Origin of the sequence: Ornithinibacillus caprae (assembly GCF_009728145.1) — a bacterium.
In the GTDB taxonomy this organism is placed as follows: Bacteria; Bacillota; Bacilli; order Bacillales; family Amphibacillaceae; genus Ornithinibacillus; species Ornithinibacillus caprae.
This window is the reverse complement of sequence record NZ_WOCA01000014.1, coordinates 1-22,288: the sequence shown is the minus strand read 5'-3', so window position 1 is coordinate 22,288 and position 22,288 is coordinate 1. Positions and strand designations below refer to the sequence as shown.

At 35.5% G+C, this 22,288-nt stretch carries 24 protein-coding genes; 21 read left to right on the top strand and 3 right to left on the bottom strand.

Annotated features, from left to right (window positions below):
* The first annotated feature begins 464 nt into the window (after positions 1–464).
* The 3 genes from GMD78_RS15375 (at position 465) to GMD78_RS15365 (ending at position 2,035) form a co-directional block, all read left to right on the top strand.
* Positions 465–707: a glutaredoxin family protein gene (locus GMD78_RS15375; protein ID WP_196493841.1), complete on the top strand. Its 243-nt coding sequence runs from the start codon at positions 465–467 to the stop codon at positions 705–707.
* 68 nt (positions 708–775) lie between these two features.
* The gene (locus GMD78_RS15370) at positions 776–1,153 is read left to right on the top strand and encodes a YppG family protein (protein ID WP_155669850.1); all 378 of its coding nucleotides are present in this window, start codon (positions 776–778) and stop codon (positions 1,151–1,153) included.
* A 147-nt stretch (positions 1,154–1,300) separates the two neighbouring features.
* Positions 1,301–2,035, top strand: a complete 735-nt coding sequence (locus GMD78_RS15365; protein ID WP_155669848.1) for an alpha/beta hydrolase — start codon at positions 1,301–1,303, stop codon at positions 2,033–2,035.
* A gap of 51 nt (positions 2,036–2,086) precedes the next feature.
* On the opposite strand, the gene GMD78_RS15360 is transcribed toward GMD78_RS15365, so the two are convergent.
* Together GMD78_RS15360 and GMD78_RS15355 are read right to left on the bottom strand one after the other, a co-directional pair.
* Positions 2,087–2,941, bottom strand: a complete 855-nt coding sequence (locus GMD78_RS15360) for a DegV family protein (protein WP_155669845.1) — start codon at positions 2,939–2,941, stop codon at positions 2,087–2,089.
* 74 nt (positions 2,942–3,015) lie between these two features.
* Positions 3,016–3,921 carry a DMT family transporter gene (locus GMD78_RS15355; protein WP_155669843.1) on the bottom strand — a complete coding sequence of 302 codons (906 nt, stop codon included), beginning with the start codon at positions 3,919–3,921 and terminating at the stop codon, positions 3,016–3,018.
* A gap of 468 nt (positions 3,922–4,389) precedes the next feature.
* Here GMD78_RS15355 and cshA point away from each other — a divergent pair, with 468 nt between their 5' ends.
* From cshA to GMD78_RS15340, 3 genes are all read left to right on the top strand, one after another.
* Positions 4,390–5,871, top strand: coding sequence for a degradosome RNA helicase CshA (gene cshA, locus GMD78_RS15350; protein WP_343042364.1), 1,482 nt, complete (start codon positions 4,390–4,392; stop codon positions 5,869–5,871).
* A gap of 115 nt (positions 5,872–5,986) precedes the next feature.
* Positions 5,987–6,466, top strand: a complete 480-nt coding sequence (locus GMD78_RS15345; RefSeq protein WP_155670046.1) for a PH domain-containing protein — start codon at positions 5,987–5,989, stop codon at positions 6,464–6,466.
* Positions 6,456–7,874 carry a PH domain-containing protein gene (locus GMD78_RS15340; protein WP_246187674.1) on the top strand — a complete coding sequence of 473 codons (1,419 nt, stop codon included), beginning with the start codon at positions 6,456–6,458 and terminating at the stop codon, positions 7,872–7,874. The genes GMD78_RS15345 and GMD78_RS15340 overlap by 11 nt, the downstream gene beginning before the upstream one ends.
* Positions 7,875–8,460: 586 nt before the next feature.
* On the opposite strand, the gene GMD78_RS15335 is transcribed toward GMD78_RS15340, so the two are convergent.
* Positions 8,461–9,228: a rhomboid family intramembrane serine protease gene (locus GMD78_RS15335; protein ID WP_155669841.1), complete on the bottom strand. Its 768-nt coding sequence runs from the start codon at positions 9,226–9,228 to the stop codon at positions 8,461–8,463.
* A 169-nt stretch (positions 9,229–9,397) separates the two neighbouring features.
* Here GMD78_RS15335 and acpS point away from each other — a divergent pair, with 169 nt between their 5' ends.
* From acpS to GMD78_RS15260, 15 genes are all read left to right on the top strand, one after another.
* Positions 9,398–9,754 (top strand): holo-ACP synthase, encoded by a 357-nt coding sequence (acpS, locus tag GMD78_RS15330; protein ID WP_155669839.1) that lies wholly within the window; start codon positions 9,398–9,400, stop codon positions 9,752–9,754.
* A gap of 66 nt (positions 9,755–9,820) precedes the next feature.
* Entirely contained in the window at positions 9,821–11,344 is a 1,524-nt protein-coding gene (locus GMD78_RS15325; protein WP_343042363.1) for an NAD(P)H-hydrate dehydratase, read from the top strand.
* Between the two features lie 91 nt (positions 11,345–11,435).
* Positions 11,436–12,458 (top strand): LolA family protein, encoded by a 1,023-nt coding sequence (locus GMD78_RS15320; RefSeq protein WP_155669836.1) that lies wholly within the window; start codon positions 11,436–11,438, stop codon positions 12,456–12,458.
* A 104-nt stretch (positions 12,459–12,562) separates the two neighbouring features.
* Positions 12,563–13,687: an alanine racemase gene (gene alr, locus GMD78_RS15315; RefSeq protein WP_343042362.1), complete on the top strand. Its 1,125-nt coding sequence runs from the start codon at positions 12,563–12,565 to the stop codon at positions 13,685–13,687.
* 188 nt (positions 13,688–13,875) lie between these two features.
* Positions 13,876–14,160 carry a CopG family ribbon-helix-helix protein gene (locus GMD78_RS15310; protein ID WP_155669834.1) on the top strand — a complete coding sequence of 95 codons (285 nt, stop codon included), beginning with the start codon at positions 13,876–13,878 and terminating at the stop codon, positions 14,158–14,160.
* Positions 14,161–14,164: 4 nt separating this feature from the next.
* Positions 14,165–14,524 carry a type II toxin-antitoxin system PemK/MazF family toxin gene (locus tag GMD78_RS15305; RefSeq protein WP_155669832.1) on the top strand — a complete coding sequence of 120 codons (360 nt, stop codon included), beginning with the start codon at positions 14,165–14,167 and terminating at the stop codon, positions 14,522–14,524.
* A gap of 170 nt (positions 14,525–14,694) precedes the next feature.
* On the top strand, positions 14,695–15,564 hold the full coding sequence (locus GMD78_RS15300) for an RsbT co-antagonist protein RsbRA (protein WP_155669830.1): 870 nt from the start codon (positions 14,695–14,697) through the stop codon (positions 15,562–15,564).
* Positions 15,565–15,569: 5 nt separating this feature from the next.
* Positions 15,570–15,926 carry an STAS domain-containing protein gene (locus GMD78_RS15295; protein ID WP_343042361.1) on the top strand — a complete coding sequence of 119 codons (357 nt, stop codon included), beginning with the start codon at positions 15,570–15,572 and terminating at the stop codon, positions 15,924–15,926.
* Between the two features lie 2 nt (positions 15,927–15,928).
* Positions 15,929–16,330, top strand: coding sequence for an anti-sigma regulatory factor (locus GMD78_RS15290; RefSeq protein ID WP_155669828.1), 402 nt, complete (start codon positions 15,929–15,931; stop codon positions 16,328–16,330).
* 104 nt (positions 16,331–16,434) lie between these two features.
* Positions 16,435–17,445, top strand: coding sequence for a PP2C family protein-serine/threonine phosphatase (locus tag GMD78_RS15285; RefSeq protein ID WP_343042360.1), 1,011 nt, complete (start codon positions 16,435–16,437; stop codon positions 17,443–17,445).
* A 202-nt stretch (positions 17,446–17,647) separates the two neighbouring features.
* Complete coding sequence (locus GMD78_RS15280) at positions 17,648–17,980, top strand: STAS domain-containing protein (protein WP_155669826.1); 333 nt, start codon at positions 17,648–17,650, stop codon at positions 17,978–17,980.
* Positions 17,980–18,456: an anti-sigma B factor RsbW gene (gene rsbW, locus GMD78_RS15275; protein WP_155669824.1), complete on the top strand. Its 477-nt coding sequence runs from the start codon at positions 17,980–17,982 to the stop codon at positions 18,454–18,456. Before GMD78_RS15280 ends, rsbW begins: the two co-directional genes overlap by 1 nt.
* A complete protein-coding gene (sigB, locus tag GMD78_RS15270) occupies positions 18,428–19,219 on the top strand; it encodes an RNA polymerase sigma factor SigB (RefSeq protein ID WP_155669822.1) in 792 nt (263 codons plus the stop codon). The genes rsbW and sigB overlap by 29 nt, the downstream gene beginning before the upstream one ends.
* On the top strand, positions 19,216–19,812 hold the full coding sequence (locus GMD78_RS15265) for a SpoIIE family protein phosphatase (RefSeq protein ID WP_155669820.1): 597 nt from the start codon (positions 19,216–19,218) through the stop codon (positions 19,810–19,812). The genes sigB and GMD78_RS15265 overlap by 4 nt, the downstream gene beginning before the upstream one ends.
* A 90-nt stretch (positions 19,813–19,902) precedes the next feature.
* Entirely contained in the window at positions 19,903–22,098 is a 2,196-nt protein-coding gene (locus GMD78_RS15260) for a Tex family protein (RefSeq protein WP_155669818.1), read from the top strand.
* Positions 22,099–22,288: the final 190 nt, after the last annotated feature.

Here is a 22,288-nt window from a genome sequence, read left to right as displayed (position 1 = left end):
AATTGAGATGATCGAAAGCTCTAGTTTAAAAAACTGGGAACTGTAAAAGCCGAACATTGAAATATTTTAATTACTTACTAGATGGGTTTTATACCAGTAATTAATATGAGAGGTAATATATTTCTTTATTTATAAGGGGGATATGATGTGACATATGTCACTGCTATATGGAGATATAGATGTTAATCTAAAGAAGAGATATGGGATGTCTCTGCTTTCACGATAAAAGTGTTATACTTGTTTGTCGGTATACTAGTATAACGCCCCAGACTTAGAAAAGAGTAACTGAAAAAAAGTTACTCTTTTCTTTTTGGTTGATAAGAAATCTTTCCCCCTTCCAGTTTAATGTATGACGACATCAAACCAAGGAACACCGTAAAAATTTCTAAGTGTAATAGAAAACAGTTTGTAAATAACTCATACAGGGTAACTGTTAAATGGGACAAATTGAGGAGGATTCATTCATGGATTTACAGATAACAGTTTATATAAGTGACAATTGTAAATATTGTCAGCGAGTACTGGATATGTTGAACGAATCGAATGTCCGGTATGAAGTGAAAAATGTTACGCAAGAAAAAAATTTTATGAAAGAATTACAGGGACAAGGAATATTTGGAACACCAGCAACCTATATTCATCGAAATGATCATTTTATCTTAGGTCTACAAACAGAAAAGTTAAAGAAGGTGCTAAATATAAAATAAGGACACTCACATCAAATGGATGCCTGCATAAATTATTAGTAATAAAGTAGTTTAAAGGATGTGGTGTTATGAATCAAAGGCCATTTTATCATCATCCTCCATCCTATCGACAAAGCTATACGAATAATCCATATCCATCAAACCAGCAACCGTACAGTCCGTATTATCAACAAAATGAGCCACTTCAAACACAAACTCCATTTGAATATTTTTCCAAGCCGAAGCAACCTCCAAACTGGTATCAGTATACACAACAACAAAACCCTAATTCCTTTGAGCAACAGTATGCTCCAGCACCTAAAGGGATACTATCGCAATTTCAGGATGAAAATGGACAAATAAACCTTGATAAGATGTTATCTACCGTTGGACAAATGGCGAACACATATCATCAAGTCCAACCGATTATTAAGCAATTTGGAGATTTGATTAAAACGTTTCGATAAATTATGGTTAAAGTGAGATACTATAGAAGTTATAGAGCTGAATTTAGTACATTTTCAGCTCTTTTGTCAGTGGGGATATGGAGCGAAGTATGATTTCGTGTGAAGTAGGGCAAAAGAAGGAGAGAACTTTTGTAAGGAGAATGAACGATGATAGGTTGTTTAATTATACACGGATTTACTGGTGGTCCATATGAGTTAGAACCACTAACTAACTACCTGAAAGAGAATACAAATTGGGATATTTTAGTACCAACCTTACCAGGACATGGCAAGCAACTAGCGCTAGAAAATGTTACACATAAAAATTGGATAAACACTGCTGAAAAATCACTACTGCAACTAAAGGAAAAATATGAGGAAATTTATGTTATCGGTTTTTCGATGGGAGGAATGATTGCGGCATATTTAGCTGCAAAATACAAGGTGGATAAACTTGTGTTGCTGGCAACTGCAAGAAAATATTTATCCGTAAAACAAATGGGGGTAGACCTTGGTGATGTGATCAAGGATAGTTTCCAAGGGAATTTAAGTCAAAATAAATTGTATCTAAATTACAAAAGGAAATTAGGTACTGTACCATTAAAGGCAAACATTGAATTTCTAAAACTTGTTCGATTTACAAGAAAATACCTAAAAAATATAAAATCACCTGTCCTCATTGCACAAGGGCAAATGGACAGCATGGTCCCGTATAAAACTGCGTATTACCTAGACAAAGAGATTCCTTCATCCAAAAAAGAAGTTGTTTTTTTTGAACGGTCTAGACATTTAATTTGTTTAGGTGATGATAAAGATACGTTAAATCGAATGGTTTATCAATTTTTGGATAAGAAGAAGGAAGATAAAAAAGAAACGGTTTCTTTAACTGACTCTACAATATAGGAAGAGGTCGGCAACTAATTGCCGATCTCTTCTTTATCCTGCTTTAGTTTTCTAATCCTTAAAGAAGGAAATAACTAATGCACCTTGTCCACCATATGTTGAGATTAACGGACCTGTTTCCGTTAAAAACGAATCCTTAAATGGATAGTTATCTGTCATATCTTTAAGAACCTTCATTGCACGATCTTCTGCATTGCAATGTGTCATCATAATCACTTTATCTTCTACGTTCTTGGTATATTCTCCAATTTGCTCGACAAATCGGCGGATCGACTTTTTATCTCCACGTACCTTTTCGGATACTTCAATTGTTCCTTCATCACTAGCTTTCATTAGTAATTTAATGTTTAAGGTTTTTGCTAATGTGCCTTTTACTCTATCTAGACGACCACCAAGTACTAAGTTTTCGAGTGTTTTTAAAACGAAAAGTGTTGTTGTTTGTTCTGTTCTCTCGTTTAAGTGGATTACGAGTTCTTCAAAAGAAAGACCTTCTTTTATTTTTTGAGTTGCTTCATGTAATAATAAAGCTTGCCCACAGGAAGCAGTTTTCGTATTAATAACTTCAATTTTACGCTCGGGCTCTTCTTCTAATAACATGTTTTTACCGGTTACGGCATTTTCATATGTACTGCTTAATCCTTTTGATAAGCTGAGCATTATAATTGGTCTTCTTGGGTCAACTTGTTTATATGCCTCATAGAAATCATTCGGACTTGGAGCTGAGGAACGAGGTAATTCCTTTGTTTCCTCAATCTTCTTATAATAAGTGGGAATATCAATAGTTACTCCAGTTTGATATTGTTCATCCTTAAAATGTAAATAAAGTGGAACAACAATGATGTCAACAGTTTCTGTTAAACGTTTTGGAATATCTGCACCACCATCGGTCATTAATTGAAAGTCCATTCCTTCACCTACTTCTATTTAATTAATGTTAGTATACCAGTTTATAGCTAGAGTTTATATAGCTTTGTTGAAAATCAGCTTTTATGTGAAATGGTTACGTTTGCTTTACGAGTTGTACTTAAAACAAATAAGAATAAACCAAATACAACAATGGTGCCTCCGAGCCATTGTGACCAGGTAATTTTCTCACCTAATATGAAATAGGCTAAAATAGAGGCACCTATGGGTTCTAATATAACTCCCATAGATATTGTAGAGGTACTTAACCATTTTAATGCCCAGTTAAATAAAGTATGTCCCAAAAATGTCGGAATAATTGCTAGTGCTAAGAATAGTAACCAATGGTTACTTGAGTATCCGGTAAATGGATTTTGTAGCACAATATTATAAAAAATCAGAGTCAAACTACTAATCCCATAAACCACAAACGTATATGTCATTAAAGATAGACGCTTTCGAACAGATTGTCCCATAAGAAAGTAAGCAGTAACCATAATAGCTCCTAAAAGAGCTAAAATATCACCGAAAAGTGCAACCCCACTTATTTGAAAGTCGCCCCAACTTATAATGAAACTGCCTAGTAAAGCAATAATCATACTAATAATTGCTCCAGGTGAAAACCGCTCCTTAAAAAACAGATAGGTCCCTAGAAACGCGAAAATTGGTTGTAGGCTAACTAGAACCACAGAACTTGCGACAGATGTATAATTTAATGATTCAAACCAGAAAATAAAATGAAATGCTAAGAAGATACCAGCAAATGTAGAAAGGATCCAGTCCCTTTTTTGGATCATCCGAAATTCATGCCGGTATTTCAACAGGATTACTGGTGTCATTAGTAATACGGCAAAAAGTAAGCGGTAATTAGCAATGATTGCAGCGGGTGCATTTTCAGCTAATTTTACGAAGATAGCTGATGTAGAAATAGATATTACACCAATAACTACAGCAAAATATGGATTAACGGGAGGTAGCCTCATTATAAATTCTCCTTTTGGTTTGCAGTAGTGAAATGTTCCTTTTTTACGGGAAGAAATTCATTCACTAACGGAAGGCTAGTTTTATACTACATTTTATCATGCAAGGTATGAAAAATCATATTGTAACTAGTGGCTATTGTAATATGGATTGTGTTATGATGAAATAACGATTAGTATGCCACGGTGCTAAATACCCGAAAAAATCCACTTTATAAAAGAATATAAATAACGGATTCGGTATAAAAATAACGGAAAAGCAACATTTTTATTAACCTCCATTTAAAGGGGACGAAAGAAATTAGGGAGCTTCTTTCCATAATTGATTGAGCTTTTTTAATGTAGTCTTGGAAGTAAATATTAGTTTATTCCTACGTTTTTTAAATTGAGCATATATAGCTAAACGATTTTAGCATCACGGCAAGATGAAGCGCTAAGGCGAATAATTATACACAAAGGAGTAGTAAAAGCGTGACAACATTTAGCGAATTAGGAATTTCAGATCCTATTATGAAATCATTGGAAAAAATGGGTTTTGAAGAAGCAACGCCTATACAGGCGGAAACCATTCCACTAGCAATTAAGGGGAATGATGTTATTGGACAGGCTCAAACGGGTACAGGTAAGACTGCTGCGTTTGGGATCCCTATGATCCAGAAAATTGATCCAAAGCAACGAAAAGTTCAAGGGCTAGTCGTTGCCCCGACTAGAGAACTTGCGATTCAAGTAGCGGAAGAATTAAATCGTCTCGGTAGAATTAAAGGGGTACGTGCATTACCAGTTTATGGTGGACAACATATGGATCGCCAAATTCGTTCTCTAAAGGATGGGCCACAAATTGTGGTGGCTACACCTGGTCGTTTACTTGACCATTTCAGAAGAAGAACGATTCGAACAGATTTAGTTCAAACTGCAGTTTTAGATGAAGCGGATGAAATGCTAAACATGGGATTCATTGATGATATTCGTGAAATTCTAAAAGGTATTCCCGAGGAAAGACAGACGTTACTCTTCTCAGCAACAATGCCTAAAGAAATTCGTGATATTGCAACGAACCTTATGAAAGAACCTAAAGAGGTTAAAGTAAAAGCTAAAGAAATGACTGTTGAAAATATTGAACAGCATTTTGTAGAGATTCCAGAAAAATTTAAGTTCGATACATTAACCAACCATTTAGATATTAACAATCCAGAATTAGCGATTGTGTTTAGTAGAACAAAAAAACGTGTAGATGAAATAACGGAAGGTTTACAAGCTAGAGGGTTCCGTGCGGAAGGTATTCATGGGGATTTAACTCAAGGAAAGCGCATGTCTGTATTAAATAAATTTAAACACGGACGTGTTGATGTTCTAGTTGCTACTGATGTTGCGGCACGTGGATTAGATATTTCTGGGGTTACACATGTATATAACTTTGATATTCCTCAGGATCCAGAAAGCTATGTACACCGTATTGGGCGTACAGGTAGAGCTGGGAGAACAGGAGAAGCAATATCCTTTGTTACTCCAAGAGAGATTGCTCATCTACGTCTAATTGAGAAGGTTACGAAAAGTAAAATGAAACGTATGGTTCCACCTTCTAATAAGGAAGCTCGACGTGGTCAACAACAAATAACAGTAGAAAGAATTTTAAAAACGATTGATAATAAAGATCTTGAATCTTATCATGAAACGGCAAATGAGCTTTTACAAGAGCATGACTCTATTACGGTAGTTGCTGCGGCACTGAAAATGTTAACAAAAGAAAGAAGAGATGTACCAGTACAAATATCTTCTGTAGCACCAATCAGTGTTAAGAAAGCACAAAATATGAAAAAAGATAATAATCGTCGCTCTAATAACAAAAGATTCTTCGGAAAACGCGGTCAAGGTGGTCGCAACCAAGGTGGCCGAAATCAAGGTGGCGGACGTAACCGCAAAGGAAATTTCCAAAAACGGAGAAATCGTGACTAAGATCATACAAACATGAACAAAAGCTCCTACATAAAAAGGGGCTTTTTTCTATTAGTTTCATGAATCTTAATTATATACTTATACGTAAATAGTATTGGATTGGAGGTTATTAATGATGAGACAGCCACCTAGTAATACAATAGCAAAGGATGCAATAAAAGCGTGGAGGATCACCGCTTTACTAGGAGAAGGAATTGTATGGTTGGTTACAATATCGCTAGGAGTACTATATTTTGTTTTTGATTGGTCCGTATGGATTGTGTTGATTGCATTCATTGTAAGTGTTTTAAGTACCGTGTTTTTTGTGGTGATTTTGCCAAAACTCAGGTGGAGAAGATGGCGATATGAGGTTTTTGAACAGGAAATTTATATTCAACATGGTATTCTTATTGTTTCGAGAACACTCGTCCCGATGATTCGTGTTCAGCATGTAGATACTAAACAAGGGCCGATCTTAAAAAGATATAATTTGGCTAGTGTTACCATTTCAACAGCTGCTACAACACATGAGATACCAGCATTATTAGAAGAGGATGCTTCCGAACTTAGGGATAGGATTTCTGCTTTGGCAAGGGTGGATGAAGATGATGTCTAAACCGCATAGATTACATCCAGCTACCATTTTATTTAATTTTATTCGAACAATTAGAGAGTCGATTTTTCTAATCATATTAGGTTTTATTACGTTTAAAGGAGAATCATTTTTATATTTTAGCTTAGTTTTATCTGCTTTAGTCGTTTTGTTTATCACGATAAGTGTTTTATCATGGTATCGCTTTACATATAGAATTGTTGAGGATGAGCTTCGAATTGAGTATGGAATTTTTATTCGAAAGAAAAGGTTTATATCGAAAAATCGTATTCAATCGATTGATTTAACAGCTGGAGTTATTCACCGGTTATTTAAGCTAGTGAAGGTTCAAATTGAAACTGCCGGAAGTGGAATGAATGCAGAGGCTTCTTTGAAGGCGGTAACTTTACAGGATGGTGAACAGATCCGTCGGGAATTAAAATCTGTACGTTCAACTTCTATAGAAGAATCAGAAATAGAAGAGTATCCATCACAGAAGATATCAAAGAAGCGTTTATTTATAGCAGGTTCTACCTCAGGGAGTATTGGGGTAATGTTAGCTATAGCAGCATTTGGTTTTTCAGAGCTGGAGCAATTTATACCTGATGATTTCTATAACAATACATATGAATGGGTAATAGGGCTTGGTTTAGCTATTATCGTATTTTTAGTAATGGTTATACTCCTCATGCTGTGGCTGTTAGGAATAGCTGGAACAATGATTAAATATGGAAATTTTACAATCACTAAACATGAAGATGAATTATTTATTACTCGTGGTTTATTAGAAAAAAAGCAAATTACAATTCCATTAAAACGAATTCAAGCGGTTGGAATGCAAGAAAGTGTAATTAGACAACCATTAGGGTTTGTTACAGTCTATGCGGAGGTTGCTGGAGGTTCATTAGATCAAGGTGAGGAATTTTCAACAGTACTTTTCCCAATTTTAAAGGCGAATGAAGTAGAGGGGTTTTTAGAGAAGTTCTTGCCAACACATAAGCCGACTAATAAACAACTACAACCATTACCGAAGCGAGCGCGAAAGTTCTATGTGCTTCGGTCAATTGTACCGTTTGTTATATTAGCTGGAGTAGCCATTTACTTTTATCCCCAATTTAGTTGGGTTCCTATTGTTTTATTAGTAGGGAGCTTATATTTAGGTTTGTTACGATATAAGGATGGTGGAATATTAACAGAGGATAAACGGTTAACGGTACGGTTCCGGGTTCTTAATAAAAATACCGTTATCATCTTTCATAAACGTATTCAAGCCTTTGAGAAGAAACAACATAAAATACAGAAGTTCAACCGATTGGCAACCATTAGTTTATCAATCGTTGGAAAATTAGGTGTTGGAAAGCACTATAAACTGAAGGATCTTGATGAATCAAATACAGATGTATTAGCTGATTGGTATTCCTATCGAAAATAAGCGGATGAGAGAATAGTATTTTAGTTAAGGAAAAGCCGGACTATGATTCAATACGAATTAGATCGGCTTTTTCATTTGAGCTGTTTTTTATACTTTGTTGCCAATTTTGTATAAACTGCGAAGTAACTTTCGTATGGATTTACTTTCTCCCGCTTCTTTGAAACGACTGCTATAACATCGCTACGGCAGAATACTTCGCTTTCACTTCCAGTACAAGGGCGACATCTGTTCAATCTCCTTGCAGTCACTTTCACAGTGTCTACTTTGCATCGGGCACGGCCCAAGCTTCCTCTGAAGAAAAATCACCTTCCTGCGGGATCTTCGGACACGGGAGGTGAGATCCCGCAGTGCGAAAGCACGAGGAAGCTCACCAGCCGCCCGCGGAAAGCGAAATCTATTTTCGGAGCGATGTCGAGACCAGTACATTACTTCTTAAATTTATCCTAGTTTCATACCATTAGTTACTGCGCTTTTTTACATCAACTACGAACTAAGATCTAGCTGAAAAAATAACATTCTATGCTTACTGCCCCTGCAACATTCGCTTTGAAATGGGGTGATCTTGTTTTGTAACAGTCTCTTTAATCTAATAAAAAATACCTAACCGACTTAGTAGTCCTAGTAGAACAAGAACGGCTATTATAATCCACAGGAAGTTCTTCTTGAATTTTTTAGGAAATCTTTTTTTATTCCACCGGTTTGGATCGAATTGAATCTCACTATCATCACGAAAGCGTTGGTTTCTCCATGGAGAATAGGGTTTTGCATTAATTAGAACAACAGATGCCAGTATAAAGCCCCCAATGAACCCAAAAATATGACCATAAATATTAATGTTAGGCTGGATAAATGTCATAACTAGCCCAATGATAAAGATAGTGGTAATGATTTGCGAGTTTCCAGTATCAATTAAATGCTTTCGAAAAGCTACCATAAAAATATAAATTCCAAAGATTCCATAGATAGCCCCAGATGCACCAACATGTGTATAAAACTCCGGTCCAAATAGGTATGAACCTAGATTTCCGATTATACCTGCTCCTAGATAAGCGAAAATAAATTTAAATTTCCCTAGCATTTGTTCTAATGCAGGACCGAATAATACGAGTGCAAAGGAGTTAAAAAGAGTGTGCATCAAATCGACGTGAAGAAAGATTGGTGTGATGAGGCGCCAATATTCTCCCATCGTGATAAAGAAATTGTTTCCAGCACCCCATTGATATAGTTGGATTCCAAAAGGTAACTGCAAAAAATGAATGAGAATCCATAAAGCAAGGTGAATAATCACCAGTGTGGAAACAATAGGATAAAATTGCATAAATTCTTTTAAACTTCGTTCGGTTCTAATAAACATAAATGTCCCCCTCTCGTGAAAAATATATTTTTAAAAGGAATTCGATTGTTTGTACAATAGATTTTGTAGGTTATGATAAGAATAGTATTACCACTCTAAGATTACTAAAATACAGTGGTTAAATACAAATATATGCTTTTATAAGAAGTAAAATGATAGGAGTATACATATGATTAAAGGAATCGGAATTGATATTATTGAACTAATAAGGATTAAGGAAAGTATTCAGAAAAACAATCGATTTGCAGATCGGATTCTTACAAATAGAGAAAAAGAATATTTTATGACTTTAAATAGTGAATCGAGAAAAGTAGAATTTCTAGCTGGAAGATTTGCTGGAAAAGAAGCATTTGCGAAGGCAACTGGAACCGGGATAGGTAGGTTAAGTTTTGCGGATATTGAAATTCTTCCAAATGAACAAGGTGCCCCAACAATTACAGTGAGTGGATATGACGCTGAACAAATTTTTATATCCATTAGCCATAGTAAAGAGTATGTTGTTGCACAAGTAATAATAGAAGATTAATCTAATAGGTTCTGCATAATTAAAAGGGTTGTCTCATATATTTTAGTGCGGGTAGGAGGGAACAAAGTGTTTATTGTCACCGCAAAAGAAATGTACGATATTGACCATTACACCATTAGTGAGATCGGTTTAGAAGGAAAGTTATTAATGGAGAATGCCGGAAGGGCTATTTATGAGAAAGTAGTTCGTAAAGTAGGTGAAAAAGATCGAATAAAAGTAATTGTTGGTTCGGGGAATAATGGGGGAGACGGTTTTGTTATTGCTAGAACGCTACAAAATAATCAGTATCACGTTTCCGTAGTACAAGTCGTACCTGATGAAAAGATTAAAGGGGATGCACTCGTCCACAAACAAATCTATATAAAGTTTGGTGGAAAAGTTAATACGGTAAGTAACCATGCGGATCTATCTAAACATTTGGCGGATACAGATGTAATTATTGATGCTATGTTTGGTATCGGAATAACAGGAAAACTACGTGAACCTTTTGCAACAATGGTTTCCATGATTAACAACATAGAAGCATACGTTATTTCTGTTGATATCCCGTCTGGGCTTCCAGCAGATGAGGGATTAAAAGACTTTGTTTCGGTACAAGCCGATTATACGGTTGTTATCGAAGCTCCAAAAATAAGTGCTTTTCTACAGCATACTTCTAGTTACTATGGTGAGTGGGAGGTCGTAACGATCGGTATTCCATTACAGGCATTTCAGACAAATGTCCGTAGAGTTTTATCCACGGAGAGAGCATTTGTGGAATCCTTGCCTAAGAGAAAACCGTTTGCCCATAAAGGAAACCATGGTAGAGGATTAGTAGTAGGTGGAAACAGTGAAATGCCTGGAGCGGTCGGAATGTCTGCTAAGGCTGCATTAAGAGCTGGTGCAGGTCTTATATCCATTGGTACTTCCAAGGATGTGGCAAGCATTATCGCATCTCAATGCTTTGAAGCAACCTTTCAATTTTTGGCTGAAACAAATGGCTTTTTAACGGATGAAACAGAAATCCCTTTCCACAATTTTGATGCCATTGCAATCGGAGTAGGATTAGGACGAGAGCCTCAAACGAGAAAGCTTGTAAAGCGAATTGTACATGATGCGCAATGCCCGTTAATTATTGACGCAGATGGATTGTATCATATTAAAAATGAACTTTCCGTACTAAAACAAAGAACAAAACCTACGATCTTAACGCCTCATCCAGGCGAAATGGCAAGACTACTTGATATTACGGTATCTGATCTATTAGTAAATCCTTTCCGATATTCTCTTGAGTTTGCAAGAGAGTACAATGTATTTTTGGTGTTAAAAGGGAAATATACCATTATTACAGCACCAACTAAAGAGCAAGCGGTAAATATAACTGGTAACCCAGGTCTTGCAAAAGGCGGGAGTGGGGATGTGCTTACTGGAATCAGTTTAGCAATGGTCATGCAAGGACAGCCAGTTTTTCGTGCTATATGTAATGCTTGTTATCTTCATGGAAGGTCAGCTGACTTACAAGTGAATGATTCTAATTCAGAGCGTGATTTAATGGCTACCGATGTAATCGATGGGATTTCCAAGGTGTATCGTACGTATACATTTCGATAATGGTGATAATCGTTCCGTTCCCTTTGTTAAAAGGAATCTATTTGTAGGTAGGTTTCACTTGTATGTAACCTAGAACAAGGGAGATATGTCCATGACTAAAAAATCAAGTATTTGGATAAGCATTTTCTTAGGCTTAGTATTAATCCTTTCAGCTTGTGGTGAGAAATCACAAGAAGATGTAGTAGATGAATTGCAAAAAAATATGGAAGAATTAAGCGGTTATAAAACAAATGCCCAAATGAAGATGAACACAGGGCAAGAGGAACAGTCTTTTGATATTGAAGTATGGCATAAGAAGGAAGACTTTTATCGAGTAACACTATCAAATGATGAATCAGACAAAGAAAGCCAAATCATTTTAAAAAATGAAGATGGTGTTTTTGTTCTCACACCGGAGTTAAATAAGAGCTTTAAGTTTCAGTCGGAATGGCCAGAAAATAGTAGTCAACCATATTTATATCAATCTTTAGTAAGTGATATCATATCGGATGATGAAGTGGAATTTGAAGCAACAGAAAACGAATATATTTTCCATGCTAAAACGAACTATCAAAGCAATAATAACTTGCCGTTCCAAGAAATATATATTGACAAAAAAAGCTATACGCCAGTTTTAGTGAAAATATTAGATAAAGATAAGAATGCTTTAGTAGAGGTAAGTTTCTCTAATTTCGAATTAAATCCAACATTTGAAGAGACTGATTTTGAAATTGATGCAATTATGGAAACTGCCGCTGCTTCTGAGGATGTTCCTGTATCAGGGGATGTAAGCGATGAAACGTTTGCTGTGGTAGTACCAAATAATACTGTAGGAGCAGAGTTAACAGACCGAATCGAAGAAGATATCGAAGATGGAAAACGTGTTATTTCAACGTATACTGGAGAAAAGAACTTCACGCTTGTGCAAGAGAAGCGGAATACTGTACCAACGCTCTCCTCTCCACAAGAAGTTAATGGAGACATCGTTAATTTAGGACATGCGGTCGGTGCCCTTTCAGAAAATGCAGTTGAATGGGATTATCAAGGAATGAACTTCTATTTAGCAAGTGACCAATTAACGAGAGAGGAATTAATTGAAGTTGCGCAATCTGTTGTAGGAACAGAAGTGAAGTAAGATGAGATGGAATAGAGCAGACTCAAAGTGGAGGGGGTCTGCTTTTTATTTTTCCTTTAACACATGTATAATAGATAAAAAGGTTACGAAAGGGGCAACTTGTTGTGGTAGAACAGATGATTTACAGACCAACATGGGCTGAAATTGATTTAAATGCAGTACAATATAATATAGAACAAATAAGAAATAAGCTGCCACAGCAAAGTGATATTATTGCCGTTGTAAAAGCGGATGCTTACGGACATGGGAGTGTAGAGGTTGCTAGAAAAGCTTTAGAATCAGGTGTAAAAGTGCTGGCAGTTGCTCTTTTGGAAGAAGGAATAAAATTACGAGAAGGAGGAATAAAAGCTCCTATACTCGTGCTAGGATGGGTTTCTCCTTCATTTGTAAGTATTGCAGTAGAGTATGATATTACACTCACATTTTTTCAGCAAGATTGGTTAGAAGAGGTTATGCAAATCCCGTTAGACAATACGTTAAAACTCCATATGAAGTGGGATACTGGAATGGGAAGAGTAGGGATTCGATCTCACCAAGAGTTAAGGAATATTTTACAGCTATTAAAAAAGAATAAAAACATCGAATTAGAAGGAGTGTACACTCACTTTGCTACTGCAGATGAAGAAGATTTGCAGTATTTTTATCACCAACAAAAACGTTTTAATAAATTATTAAATATGTTTAATGAATTGTGGTCTAAGCCGGTATCCATTCACATTGGAAATAGTGCTGCATCCATTCGTTTTCCAAAACAGATGCATAATTATATTCGTTTTGGCATATCCATGTATGGGTTATATCCTTCAAAAACTGTTAAGTCAGAACAAAGGATTAAGTTAAAACCGGTATTTTCTTTACATAGTAGGTTAATACATGTGAAGAGAATCCCAAAGGATGAAGGTGTCAGCTATGGGAAAACGTATATAACTCAAGGTGACGAGTGGATTGGTACCATTCCAATAGGATATGGTGATGGTTGGAATAGAAAGCTTCAGGGTTCGTTTGTATTGGTTGATGGAAAAAGAATGCCAGTTGTTGGAAGAGTTTGCATGGATCAAATGATGATTCGGCTAGACCAAGAATATAAGGTAGGAACAAAGGTAACCCTTATAGGAGAACAGCAGAATAATCAAATAGAAATAGATGAAATAGCGGACTATTTAGATACCATTAACTATGAAGTGCCTTGTATGATTAATAGCCGTGTACCAAGAGTTTATATTAGTTAACTTAGAAGGTTTTGTAGGAGAAAATAGTAATAATGTAGAAAATTGCTGGATCTTGTAGATGATATGAAGGCAATAACCTATATTTTTTATAAAAAAGTATGATAAACCTTTGCATTACAGTCTATACAATGATATTATTAGAATGAATTTTAATATGGTCGTTCAACAGTTGGCGGAGGTGCATGGTTTTGTCAGAGAGTTTACAAGAGATTATGGTGCGGCTACCAAAAAACCTGTTAAATGAGGTGGATGGAATAATGAAATACGAAAATAGTGATCTAAGTGATTTTATTTGTCAAGCAACACGGAACTATCTAGAAACCAAGAAAGAACAACACATTAAAAACTTTTATGAATCCATGCAAAAAGGCTATGAAGAAATGGCTAGAATAAATCTTACAATTGCTTCGGAGGCTTTTCAAGCTGAAGAGGAGGCGGAAATCACTTTAGAGCGCACTGTGATCGGGGTGTAGCATTTTGATCGTACAAAGAGGCGAAGTCTACTTCGCTGACTTATCCCCTGTGGTTGGATCAGAGCAGGGGGGCATTCGTCCGGTATTGATCCTTCAAAATGATATTGGTAACCGATTTAGCCCTACTGTTATTGTAGCTGCTATTACTGCACAAATTCAAAAGGCGAAATTACCTACTCATGTAGAGATTGATGCCAAACGGTATGGGTTTGACCGTAATTCTGTTATACTTCTTGAACAGATAAGAACGCTCGATAAACAGCGGTTAACGGATAAAATTACGAAATTAGATGATGAAATGATGAAAAAAATTAATCATGCTTTAGAGATAAGTCTTGGATTAAAAGAATTATATGGTCAATGATATAACCCTAGTTTAAATGAAAACTACGGGTTTTTATTATGTAGCAGATTAAATCAACATCCAACTAAAACAGTCTGAATATTTTAAAATTCTTATTTTCATTATGTTTGCACAAAAAATAAATACATGTGACAATATTTATAATTATTTTTGATGTTAGGGGAATAAAAATGGATAGGAACTTAAAACGAATTGCATTAGATAATAGCGATTCCATTGTTAAAATGTGGATGAGTGAAATTAATACAATTAAAGATGGAAACTATACGGCTACTATTTCAGATGATTTATTTGAAAGCACGAACCGAGAATTTGTAAACGTTATATTTACAAGCATTAAAGACCAAGGATCTTCAAAAGCTGTAGAAGATTTTTCAGAAAAAATTATTAATTTGGGTTGGCCGTTAAGTTATATTACTGATGGTTTACAAATTTTTCGTCGTGTTACTATTGAGTATATATTAACGAAGACAGAAAAAGTAGACTCTAATTATTTTTCCCAAGTGCTAGAAAGTGTTGATTTATGGGTTGAACCTATTATACGGAAATTAGTAAATGAATACTCGGGTAGTTGGGAGCATATTGTTTCCCTGCAGCGTGTAGCTTTACAAGAGTTATCCGCACCACTGATTCCTGTTTTAGAAGGAATTACGATTATGCCGTTGATTGGTACAGTAGATACGGATCGCGCAAAATTAATTATGGAAAATCTATTAGAAGGAGTTATGCAGCATAATTCTGAAGTTGTGTTAATTGATATTACAGGTGTTCCAGTTGTAGATACCATGGTTGCTCATCATATTATTCAAGCTGCGGAAGCTGTTAGATTAATAGGTGCAACATGTATCCTGGTAGGAATACGTCCAGAAATTGCTCAAACCATAGTGAATCTAGGAATAGACTTAGGCAAATTCCCAACAAAAAGTTCGTTGAAAAAAGGTTTTACTACTGCCCTAGAATTAATGAATAAAAAAATAATAGATTTAGAGTCGAAGGAAGAGAATATCAGTAAAATGCTAGATTCTATTAAAGGGGAGTGAACCTAGTGCGAATTCCTATTTTAAAATTGTATAATTACTTACTTATTTCAATACAAACTGAGATCGATGATCAAACAGCTATACAATTTCAAGAGGATCTATTAAATGAAATTCATAAAACTGGTTCACAAGGTGTAGTCATTGACTTAACCTCTGTTGAAGTAATTGATTCATTTATCGCAAAGGTTCTTGGAGATGTAGTTACGATGTCAGATCTTATGGGGGCGAAAGTAGTTCTAACTGGAATTCAGCCGGCAGTTGCTATGACATTAATTGAACTGGGAATTCATATGCGGAATGTTCCGACTGCATTAGACTTAGAGCAAGGTTTGTTGAAACTCCATCAGGAATTGGGGGAATGACGATGACAACCCAATCCTGTGTTATGATTCAAAAAGAGTGGGACATTGTTGCCGCTCGTCAATTAGGCCGAGAAATTGCCAAGAAAATCGGTGTGGGTACGGTAGATCAAGCAAGAATTGCGACGGCAGTATCCGAAATTGCTCGTAATATTTACTTATATGCTGGAAAAGGGAAGGTCTGTTTTGATGTTATAGAAACAATAGATCAAAAAGGAATTTTAATTACTGCTGAAGATTCAGGACCAGGAATAGATGATCTAAGTATGGCAATGGAAGATGGATTTTCCACGTCAGGCGGTCTAGGTGCAGGGCTTCCTGGAGTAAAACGATTAATGGATGAATTTGATATTAAATCAGAAGTCGGTCAAGGTACTCAAATAAAAGTGATTAAATGGGTTAGATAAAAGTATAATCTAACATTTGAATTATTAAATAGCAGCACAGAGAAGGGTTATGCAAATACTGTATATCCCTGTTTGTTTTTATAGGAAGATAGGAGAGAACATTCGTGGAAACGATAAAATTAGACTTGAAACATTATAAGGAACTATTAAAGAGTTATATTGAGACTCAGGATGAGAAATCGTTATATGGAGCAGAACAAATCTCAAAATCATTTATTAAAAATAATATCTTACCTGAAGAAATTGTTAATTTACATATACAATCGATTATTGAACTATATCCCGATTTAAATAAAGAAATTCGGCATGCTATGAATTTTCTCCTTGAAACAATGATTTCCTATGGATTAGCACATCAGGAATATCAAACATTGCGAGAGAAGCAATTAGAATTAAAATCAGAAATATCAATTGCTGCAAATATGCAAGAAACCTTATTAGCTACAACGATACCTAATGTAGAAGATTTGGATATTGGAGTAATTAGTGTTCCTGCCCATCAAATGAATGGAGATTATCATCATTTGGTGAAAAGTAATGATGGTTTAATTGGGATAGCTGTTGCGGATGTCATTGGGAAGGGAATTCCTGCTGCTCTGTGCATGTCAATGATTAAATATTCTATGGAGAGCTTTCCAGATCAATCTATGAAACCAAAAGCGATATTAGAAAGTCTTAATCGTGTCGTGGAAAGAAATGTTGAAGCAGGCATGTTTATAACGATGTTTTATGCTTTATATAATCCCACTGATAGTAAATTACAATACGCTTCTGCAGGCCATGAACCAGGATTTTATTACTATGCAGAACAAGATACATATAATGAAATAGATGCAAAAGGGCTTGTATTAGGTGTTTCCCCAGATACCAACTATAATCAATATGAACTTCAACTTCATCAAGGTGATATGGTTATCCTACTTACAGATGGCGTAACAGAATGTCGTAATAATGGTAAATTTATTGAGAGAGAAGAAGTTATTGAAGTTATTAAGAAATATGCTCATTTGCCTGCACAAGAAACTGTAAATCAAGTCTACAAACACTTTGAAAGGCTGCAGAATTTTCAATTAAAAGATGATTTTACTTTAATTATTTTGAGAAAGAATGTTTAGTTGTAGTGAGGTTAGGGAAATTACCATCTAAAGGGCTTTTCATAGTAGCTAATTCAATTCTCATCGCCTGTGATGGGTGATATGTTCTACATGGGGATTCACTTTATCCTTATACTTTTGCTTTATGAAATAATTTTAGTAGTAACTTGTTTCAACGATTTATATAGTCTAAAAATTACTCGTTTTTTTAAGGAGGATTTTTATGAATTTAGATATTAACGTGACGGAAAATAGTGAGAAATACCTGGTTCATCTATCTGGTGAAATAGATGCATATACGTCTCAAAAACTTAAAGATACCCTTTTACCATTAACAAAGAAAAAGGGGTACACCCTTGTGGTAGATTTAGAGCAAGTTAATTATATGGATAGTACTGGTTTAGGAGTGTTTATTAGTGTTTTAAAAGCGACTAAGGAAGCGGAAAGTAGTATGACATTGATTAATTTGAAAGAACGCGTTCGAAAACTTTTTAAAATAACAGGATTAGATCAAATTATTAATATAAACTTGGACGAACGAGGTGTAAATGACTAATGGAGGCTTTTGATTTTATTGAGATGAAAGTTCCAGCAAAAGAGGAGTATGTTGGTGTTGTTCGTTTAAGCATATCGGGTATTGCGAATCGAATGGGATTCACATATGAAGATATAGAGGATTTAAAGGTGGCGATCTCGGAAGCAGTGACTAATGCAGTAACCCATGCTTACGAAGCAAATGAAGAGGGAGAAGTGACAATTGGTTTTGGGATATATGAAAGCCGGTTGGAAGTAATGGTTGCTGATCATGGGGGAAGCTTTAATCTAAGTGAGGTTAAAAATGGTATCGGTCCATATGAAAATAATGAGTCTATTGAGAATCTTCGCGAGGGTGGATTTGGTTTATTCTTAATGCAAGCTTTAATGGATAAGGTTGAAATTAAGAATGACTCTGGAGTAATAGTGCTAATGACCAAGTATATAGATGAAATTGGGGTGGGATTTGATGACGACCACGTCTCAACCACCAAATAAAGGAAGAGATGAGGTTTACCAATGGATTAAAAAATTGCAAGAAAATCCTACAGATGAACATATTCAACAAAAAATTGTCCTTGCATACCAAGATCTCGTAGAATCAATTTCTCGAAAATACTCAAAAAACAGTAGTATTCATGAAGACTTAGTCCAAGTAGGGATGATAGGTCTTCTTCAAGCTGTTCGTCGATTTGATGTATCTTATGGTAAAACATTTGAATCCTTTGCCATTCCAACTATTGTTGGTGAGATAAAACGATTTATTCGTGATAAGACATGGAGCGTTCATGTTCCACGAAGAATCAAAGAACTGGGTCCTAAAATTAAAAAAGCAGTAGATGAATTAACCACTTTAAATCAAAAGGCTCCTACAGTTGCTGAAATTGCAAAACATCTGGAAGTGTCTGAGGAAGATATTCTAGAAACGATGGAAATGGGGCGGAGTTATAACGCGTTATCCGTTGATCGGAAAGTAGATGTTAGTTCTGAAGGAAAAGCTGTTGCGATCCTTGATTTAATTGGGAATGAAGAGAACGGATATAATCAAGCAGATTTGAAGATGTTGATTGATAAAATTCTTCCCATACTTTCAGAAAGAGAGCAAGAAATATTAAAATATACTTATTTTGATAATATGAGCCAAAAGGAAATTGGAGAGCTGTTAGGAATTTCACAGATGCATGTTTCGAGGCTGATGCGCCGTTCATTACGTAAACTTCGTGAGGCTATCCAATCTGACAGTACGGAGGTATTAGATTGAGTAGCGAAAAGAAAGTACATGTTTCGGTCTATCAAAAAGCTAAAAAGGGAAATGCTTGCAGCGGTGACAGCTATTATTATATTGAAACAGAAAATGAATTTGTCTGTGCGTTAGCCGATGGATTAGGGAGTGGGGAGTATGCCAAGGAGTCATCTGGGGTAGTAATTGATATAATCAAAGAAAATATTCATGCCAATGTAGAACAGCTTGTTCAAAAGTGTAATGAGCAATTGTTTGATAAACGTGGTGTGGTTTTAGGGATTTTTAAAATTGATTTTCTTGGGAAAAGATATTCCTTCTCTTCTATTGGTAATATAGGAGTTGTCACAGTTACGAAAGATAAAAAGAAGAAAAGAAATATCCCTAGTGCTGGATATTTATCGGGATATAAGCGGCCATTTAAAGTTGTTGAGGAAAAATTACAGGATGAGATGAATTTCATTATGTTTACGGATGGGGTCAAAAATACCGAGCTTTCTTCTAATTTTTATATACATACATCTGTTGAAGATATTACTAGATCTTTTGCCCTTCAGAGTGATCATGAAAGGGACGACGATACTACGTTAATAGCTATGAGATACGAACAATAACGAGGCTGACATATGGGGTCAGTCTTTTTGTTTGTATAGACAATATGCCTCTTTGAATAGGAAATTAATTTGTTATTTGTTAAAATAAGCATGTACGAAAAGGAGGAACCAAGTGTGTCAGATGAACTGAAACAAGATTTAAGTAAATGGGTAGCTAATGAAGCTAAGGTTAAACCGTCTATAGTAAATAAAGTGATTGCATTAATGGATGAGGGAAATACGGTTCCATTTATTGCTCGTTATCGTAAAGAGGTAACAGGCGGATTAGATGAGGTACAAATTAAGTTAATTCAGGATAAATGGCAATATGCGACTCATTTAGCTGAACGAAAATCAGAAGTAATTCGATTAATAGATGAACAAGGCAAATTAACAGAGGAACTAGAAAATGATATTAACGAAGCAACTCAATTACAACGCGTAGAGGATTTATATCGTCCCTATAAGCAAAAACGTAGAACGAAAGCAACGATTGCTAAAGAAAAAGGTCTTGAACCATTAGCGAAACTAGTTTGGCAACAAGAGACTGTAAAAGTAGTGGAGGAAGCTAAAAAGTATCTATCAGAGGAACATGAATTACATAACGTAGAAGAGGTTCTTACTGGAGTAAATGATATTATAGCTGAATGGATTTCTGATGTGCCGACCTATCGTGAATATATTCGTGAGGAAACCTTTAAAAGAGGCACAATCCATGCTGATGTTAAAAATGCTGAGAAGGATGAAAAAGGCGTTTACGAAATGTATTATCAATATAATGAGGCTGTGCGTTCAATCGTGTCACATCGTATACTAGCATTGAATCGTGGAGAAAAAGAAGAGGTACTTAAAGTATCAATTGAACCACCATTTGAGCGGATAACAGAATACCTACAAAAACAAGTGATCGATAAGAATCCGAACGATGAGGTAAGGGGAATATTGCTAGGGGCGATAGATGATAGTTATAAACGCTTAATTCAACCTTCTATTGATCGTGAAATCCGTAATTCCTTAACGGAAAAAGCGGAAGAACAAGCGATTGATATCTTCTCTACAAATTTAAAAAATCTATTGCTACAACCACCATTGAAAGGGAAAAACGTACTAGGTGTAGACCCCGCCTATCGAACAGGGTGTAAATTAGCAGTTGTCGACGAAACAGGAAAAGTTCATGAGGTTAGTGTTATGTACCCAACTGCACCAAAGAATGATATCGTAGGTGCGGAAAAAATAGTTATGAATTTCATCACAAAATATAATGTTGAATTGATTGCAATTGGAAACGGGACAGCTTCTCGTGAAACAGAGCAGTTTATTTCGGATGTTATTACAAAACATAATTTAGATATACCATATATCATTGTGAATGAAGCGGGAGCTAGTGTATACTCTGCATCGAAATTAGCACGTGAAGAATTTCCAGACTTACAAGTAGAAGAGAGAAGTGCTGCTTCTATTGCCCGTCGTGTTCAGGATCCGTTAGCTGAACTAGTAAAAATTGACCCTAAATCTATTGGAGTAGGGCAATATCAACATGATGTAAGTCAAAAGGCATTAAATGAATCGCTTACTTTTGTTGTTGAAACTGCAGTTAACCAAGTTGGTGTAAATGTAAACACTGCATCTAGTTCGTTATTGCAATATGTTTCTGGCCTTAGTAAAACAGTTGCCAATAATATTGTGACTCAACGAAATGAAAATGGGAAGTTTACTAATAGAAAACAATTAAAGAAAATCCCAAGACTTGGTGCTAAAACATATGAACAAGCCATTGGTTTCCTACGTATTATTGATGGAGAGCATCCACTTGACCGTACACCGATACATCCTGAAACATATACCCATACGGAAGAGTTATTGAAAATGATAGGTTGTAAGGTTGAGGATATCGGTTCACAAATCTTAAAAGAAAAGTTAAACCAATTAGAATTAAAAGAAACAGCAGCTAAGCTTGATATTGGAGAGCTAACCTTAGCTGATATCATGTCCGCCTTAAGTAGACCAGAGAGAGACCCACGGGATGATTTACCCAAGCCATTGTTGAAGAAAAATGTGTTAACTTTAGAAGATTTAAAACCAGGGATGGAATTGCAAGGTACAGTACGAAATGTAGTAGACTTTGGAGTCTTTGTAGATATTGGTGTGAAACAAGATGGTTTAGTTCACATATCCAAAATGGCTAATAAGTTTGTTAAGCATCCGATGGACATTGCTTCAGTTGGTGATGTAGTAACAGTTTGGGTGGAGCAAATAGATGTAGATAAAGGAAGAATTGCTTTATCGATGATTGGAAATGAAAACTAAAAAAACAGAACTTGCTTATACGCAAGTTCTCAGGCTGTCGAAAAACCCTCGACAGCCTGTTTTTATTTAGAATACTTTAACAATTCACCGCGTTAATTTGTTATAATATAAGTAACAATACAAGGCGGTGGTAACTGTGTTTCATACTAGAAATAATACTCAAAATGAAGTGGAATTTGTAAGTATAGAA

What these genes read in the sequence shown, in the direction of transcription:
- GMD78_RS15375 (WP_196493841.1), top strand. Translation starts at nt 465, where the DNA reads ATGGATTTACAGATAACAGTTTATATAAGTGACAATTGTAAATATTGT.
- GMD78_RS15370 (WP_155669850.1), top strand. Translation starts at nt 776, where the DNA reads ATGAATCAAAGGCCATTTTATCATCATCCTCCATCCTATCGACAAAGC.
- GMD78_RS15365 (WP_155669848.1), top strand. Translation starts at nt 1,301, where the DNA reads ATGATAGGTTGTTTAATTATACACGGATTTACTGGTGGTCCATATGAG.
- GMD78_RS15360 (WP_155669845.1), bottom strand. Translation starts at nt 2,941, where the DNA reads ATGGACTTTCAATTAATGACCGATGGTGGTGCAGATATTCCAAAACGT.
- GMD78_RS15355 (WP_155669843.1), bottom strand. Translation starts at nt 3,921, where the DNA reads ATGAGGCTACCTCCCGTTAATCCATATTTTGCTGTAGTTATTGGTGTA.
- GMD78_RS15345 (WP_155670046.1), top strand. Translation starts at nt 5,987, where the DNA reads ATGAGACAGCCACCTAGTAATACAATAGCAAAGGATGCAATAAAAGCG.
- GMD78_RS15340 (WP_246187674.1), top strand. Translation starts at nt 6,456, where the DNA reads ATGATGTCTAAACCGCATAGATTACATCCAGCTACCATTTTATTTAAT.
- GMD78_RS15335 (WP_155669841.1), bottom strand. Translation starts at nt 9,228, where the DNA reads ATGTTTATTAGAACCGAACGAAGTTTAAAAGAATTTATGCAATTTTAT.
- acpS (WP_155669839.1), top strand. Translation starts at nt 9,398, where the DNA reads ATGATTAAAGGAATCGGAATTGATATTATTGAACTAATAAGGATTAAG.
- GMD78_RS15320 (WP_155669836.1), top strand. Translation starts at nt 11,436, where the DNA reads ATGACTAAAAAATCAAGTATTTGGATAAGCATTTTCTTAGGCTTAGTA.
- GMD78_RS15300 (WP_155669830.1), top strand. Translation starts at nt 14,695, where the DNA reads ATGGATAGGAACTTAAAACGAATTGCATTAGATAATAGCGATTCCATT.
- GMD78_RS15290 (WP_155669828.1), top strand. Translation starts at nt 15,929, where the DNA reads ATGACAACCCAATCCTGTGTTATGATTCAAAAAGAGTGGGACATTGTT.
- GMD78_RS15280 (WP_155669826.1), top strand. Translation starts at nt 17,648, where the DNA reads ATGAATTTAGATATTAACGTGACGGAAAATAGTGAGAAATACCTGGTT.
- rsbW (WP_155669824.1), top strand. Translation starts at nt 17,980, where the DNA reads ATGGAGGCTTTTGATTTTATTGAGATGAAAGTTCCAGCAAAAGAGGAG.
- sigB (WP_155669822.1), top strand. Translation starts at nt 18,428, where the DNA reads ATGACGACCACGTCTCAACCACCAAATAAAGGAAGAGATGAGGTTTAC.
- GMD78_RS15260 (WP_155669818.1), top strand. Translation starts at nt 19,903, where the DNA reads ATGTACGAAAAGGAGGAACCAAGTGTGTCAGATGAACTGAAACAAGAT.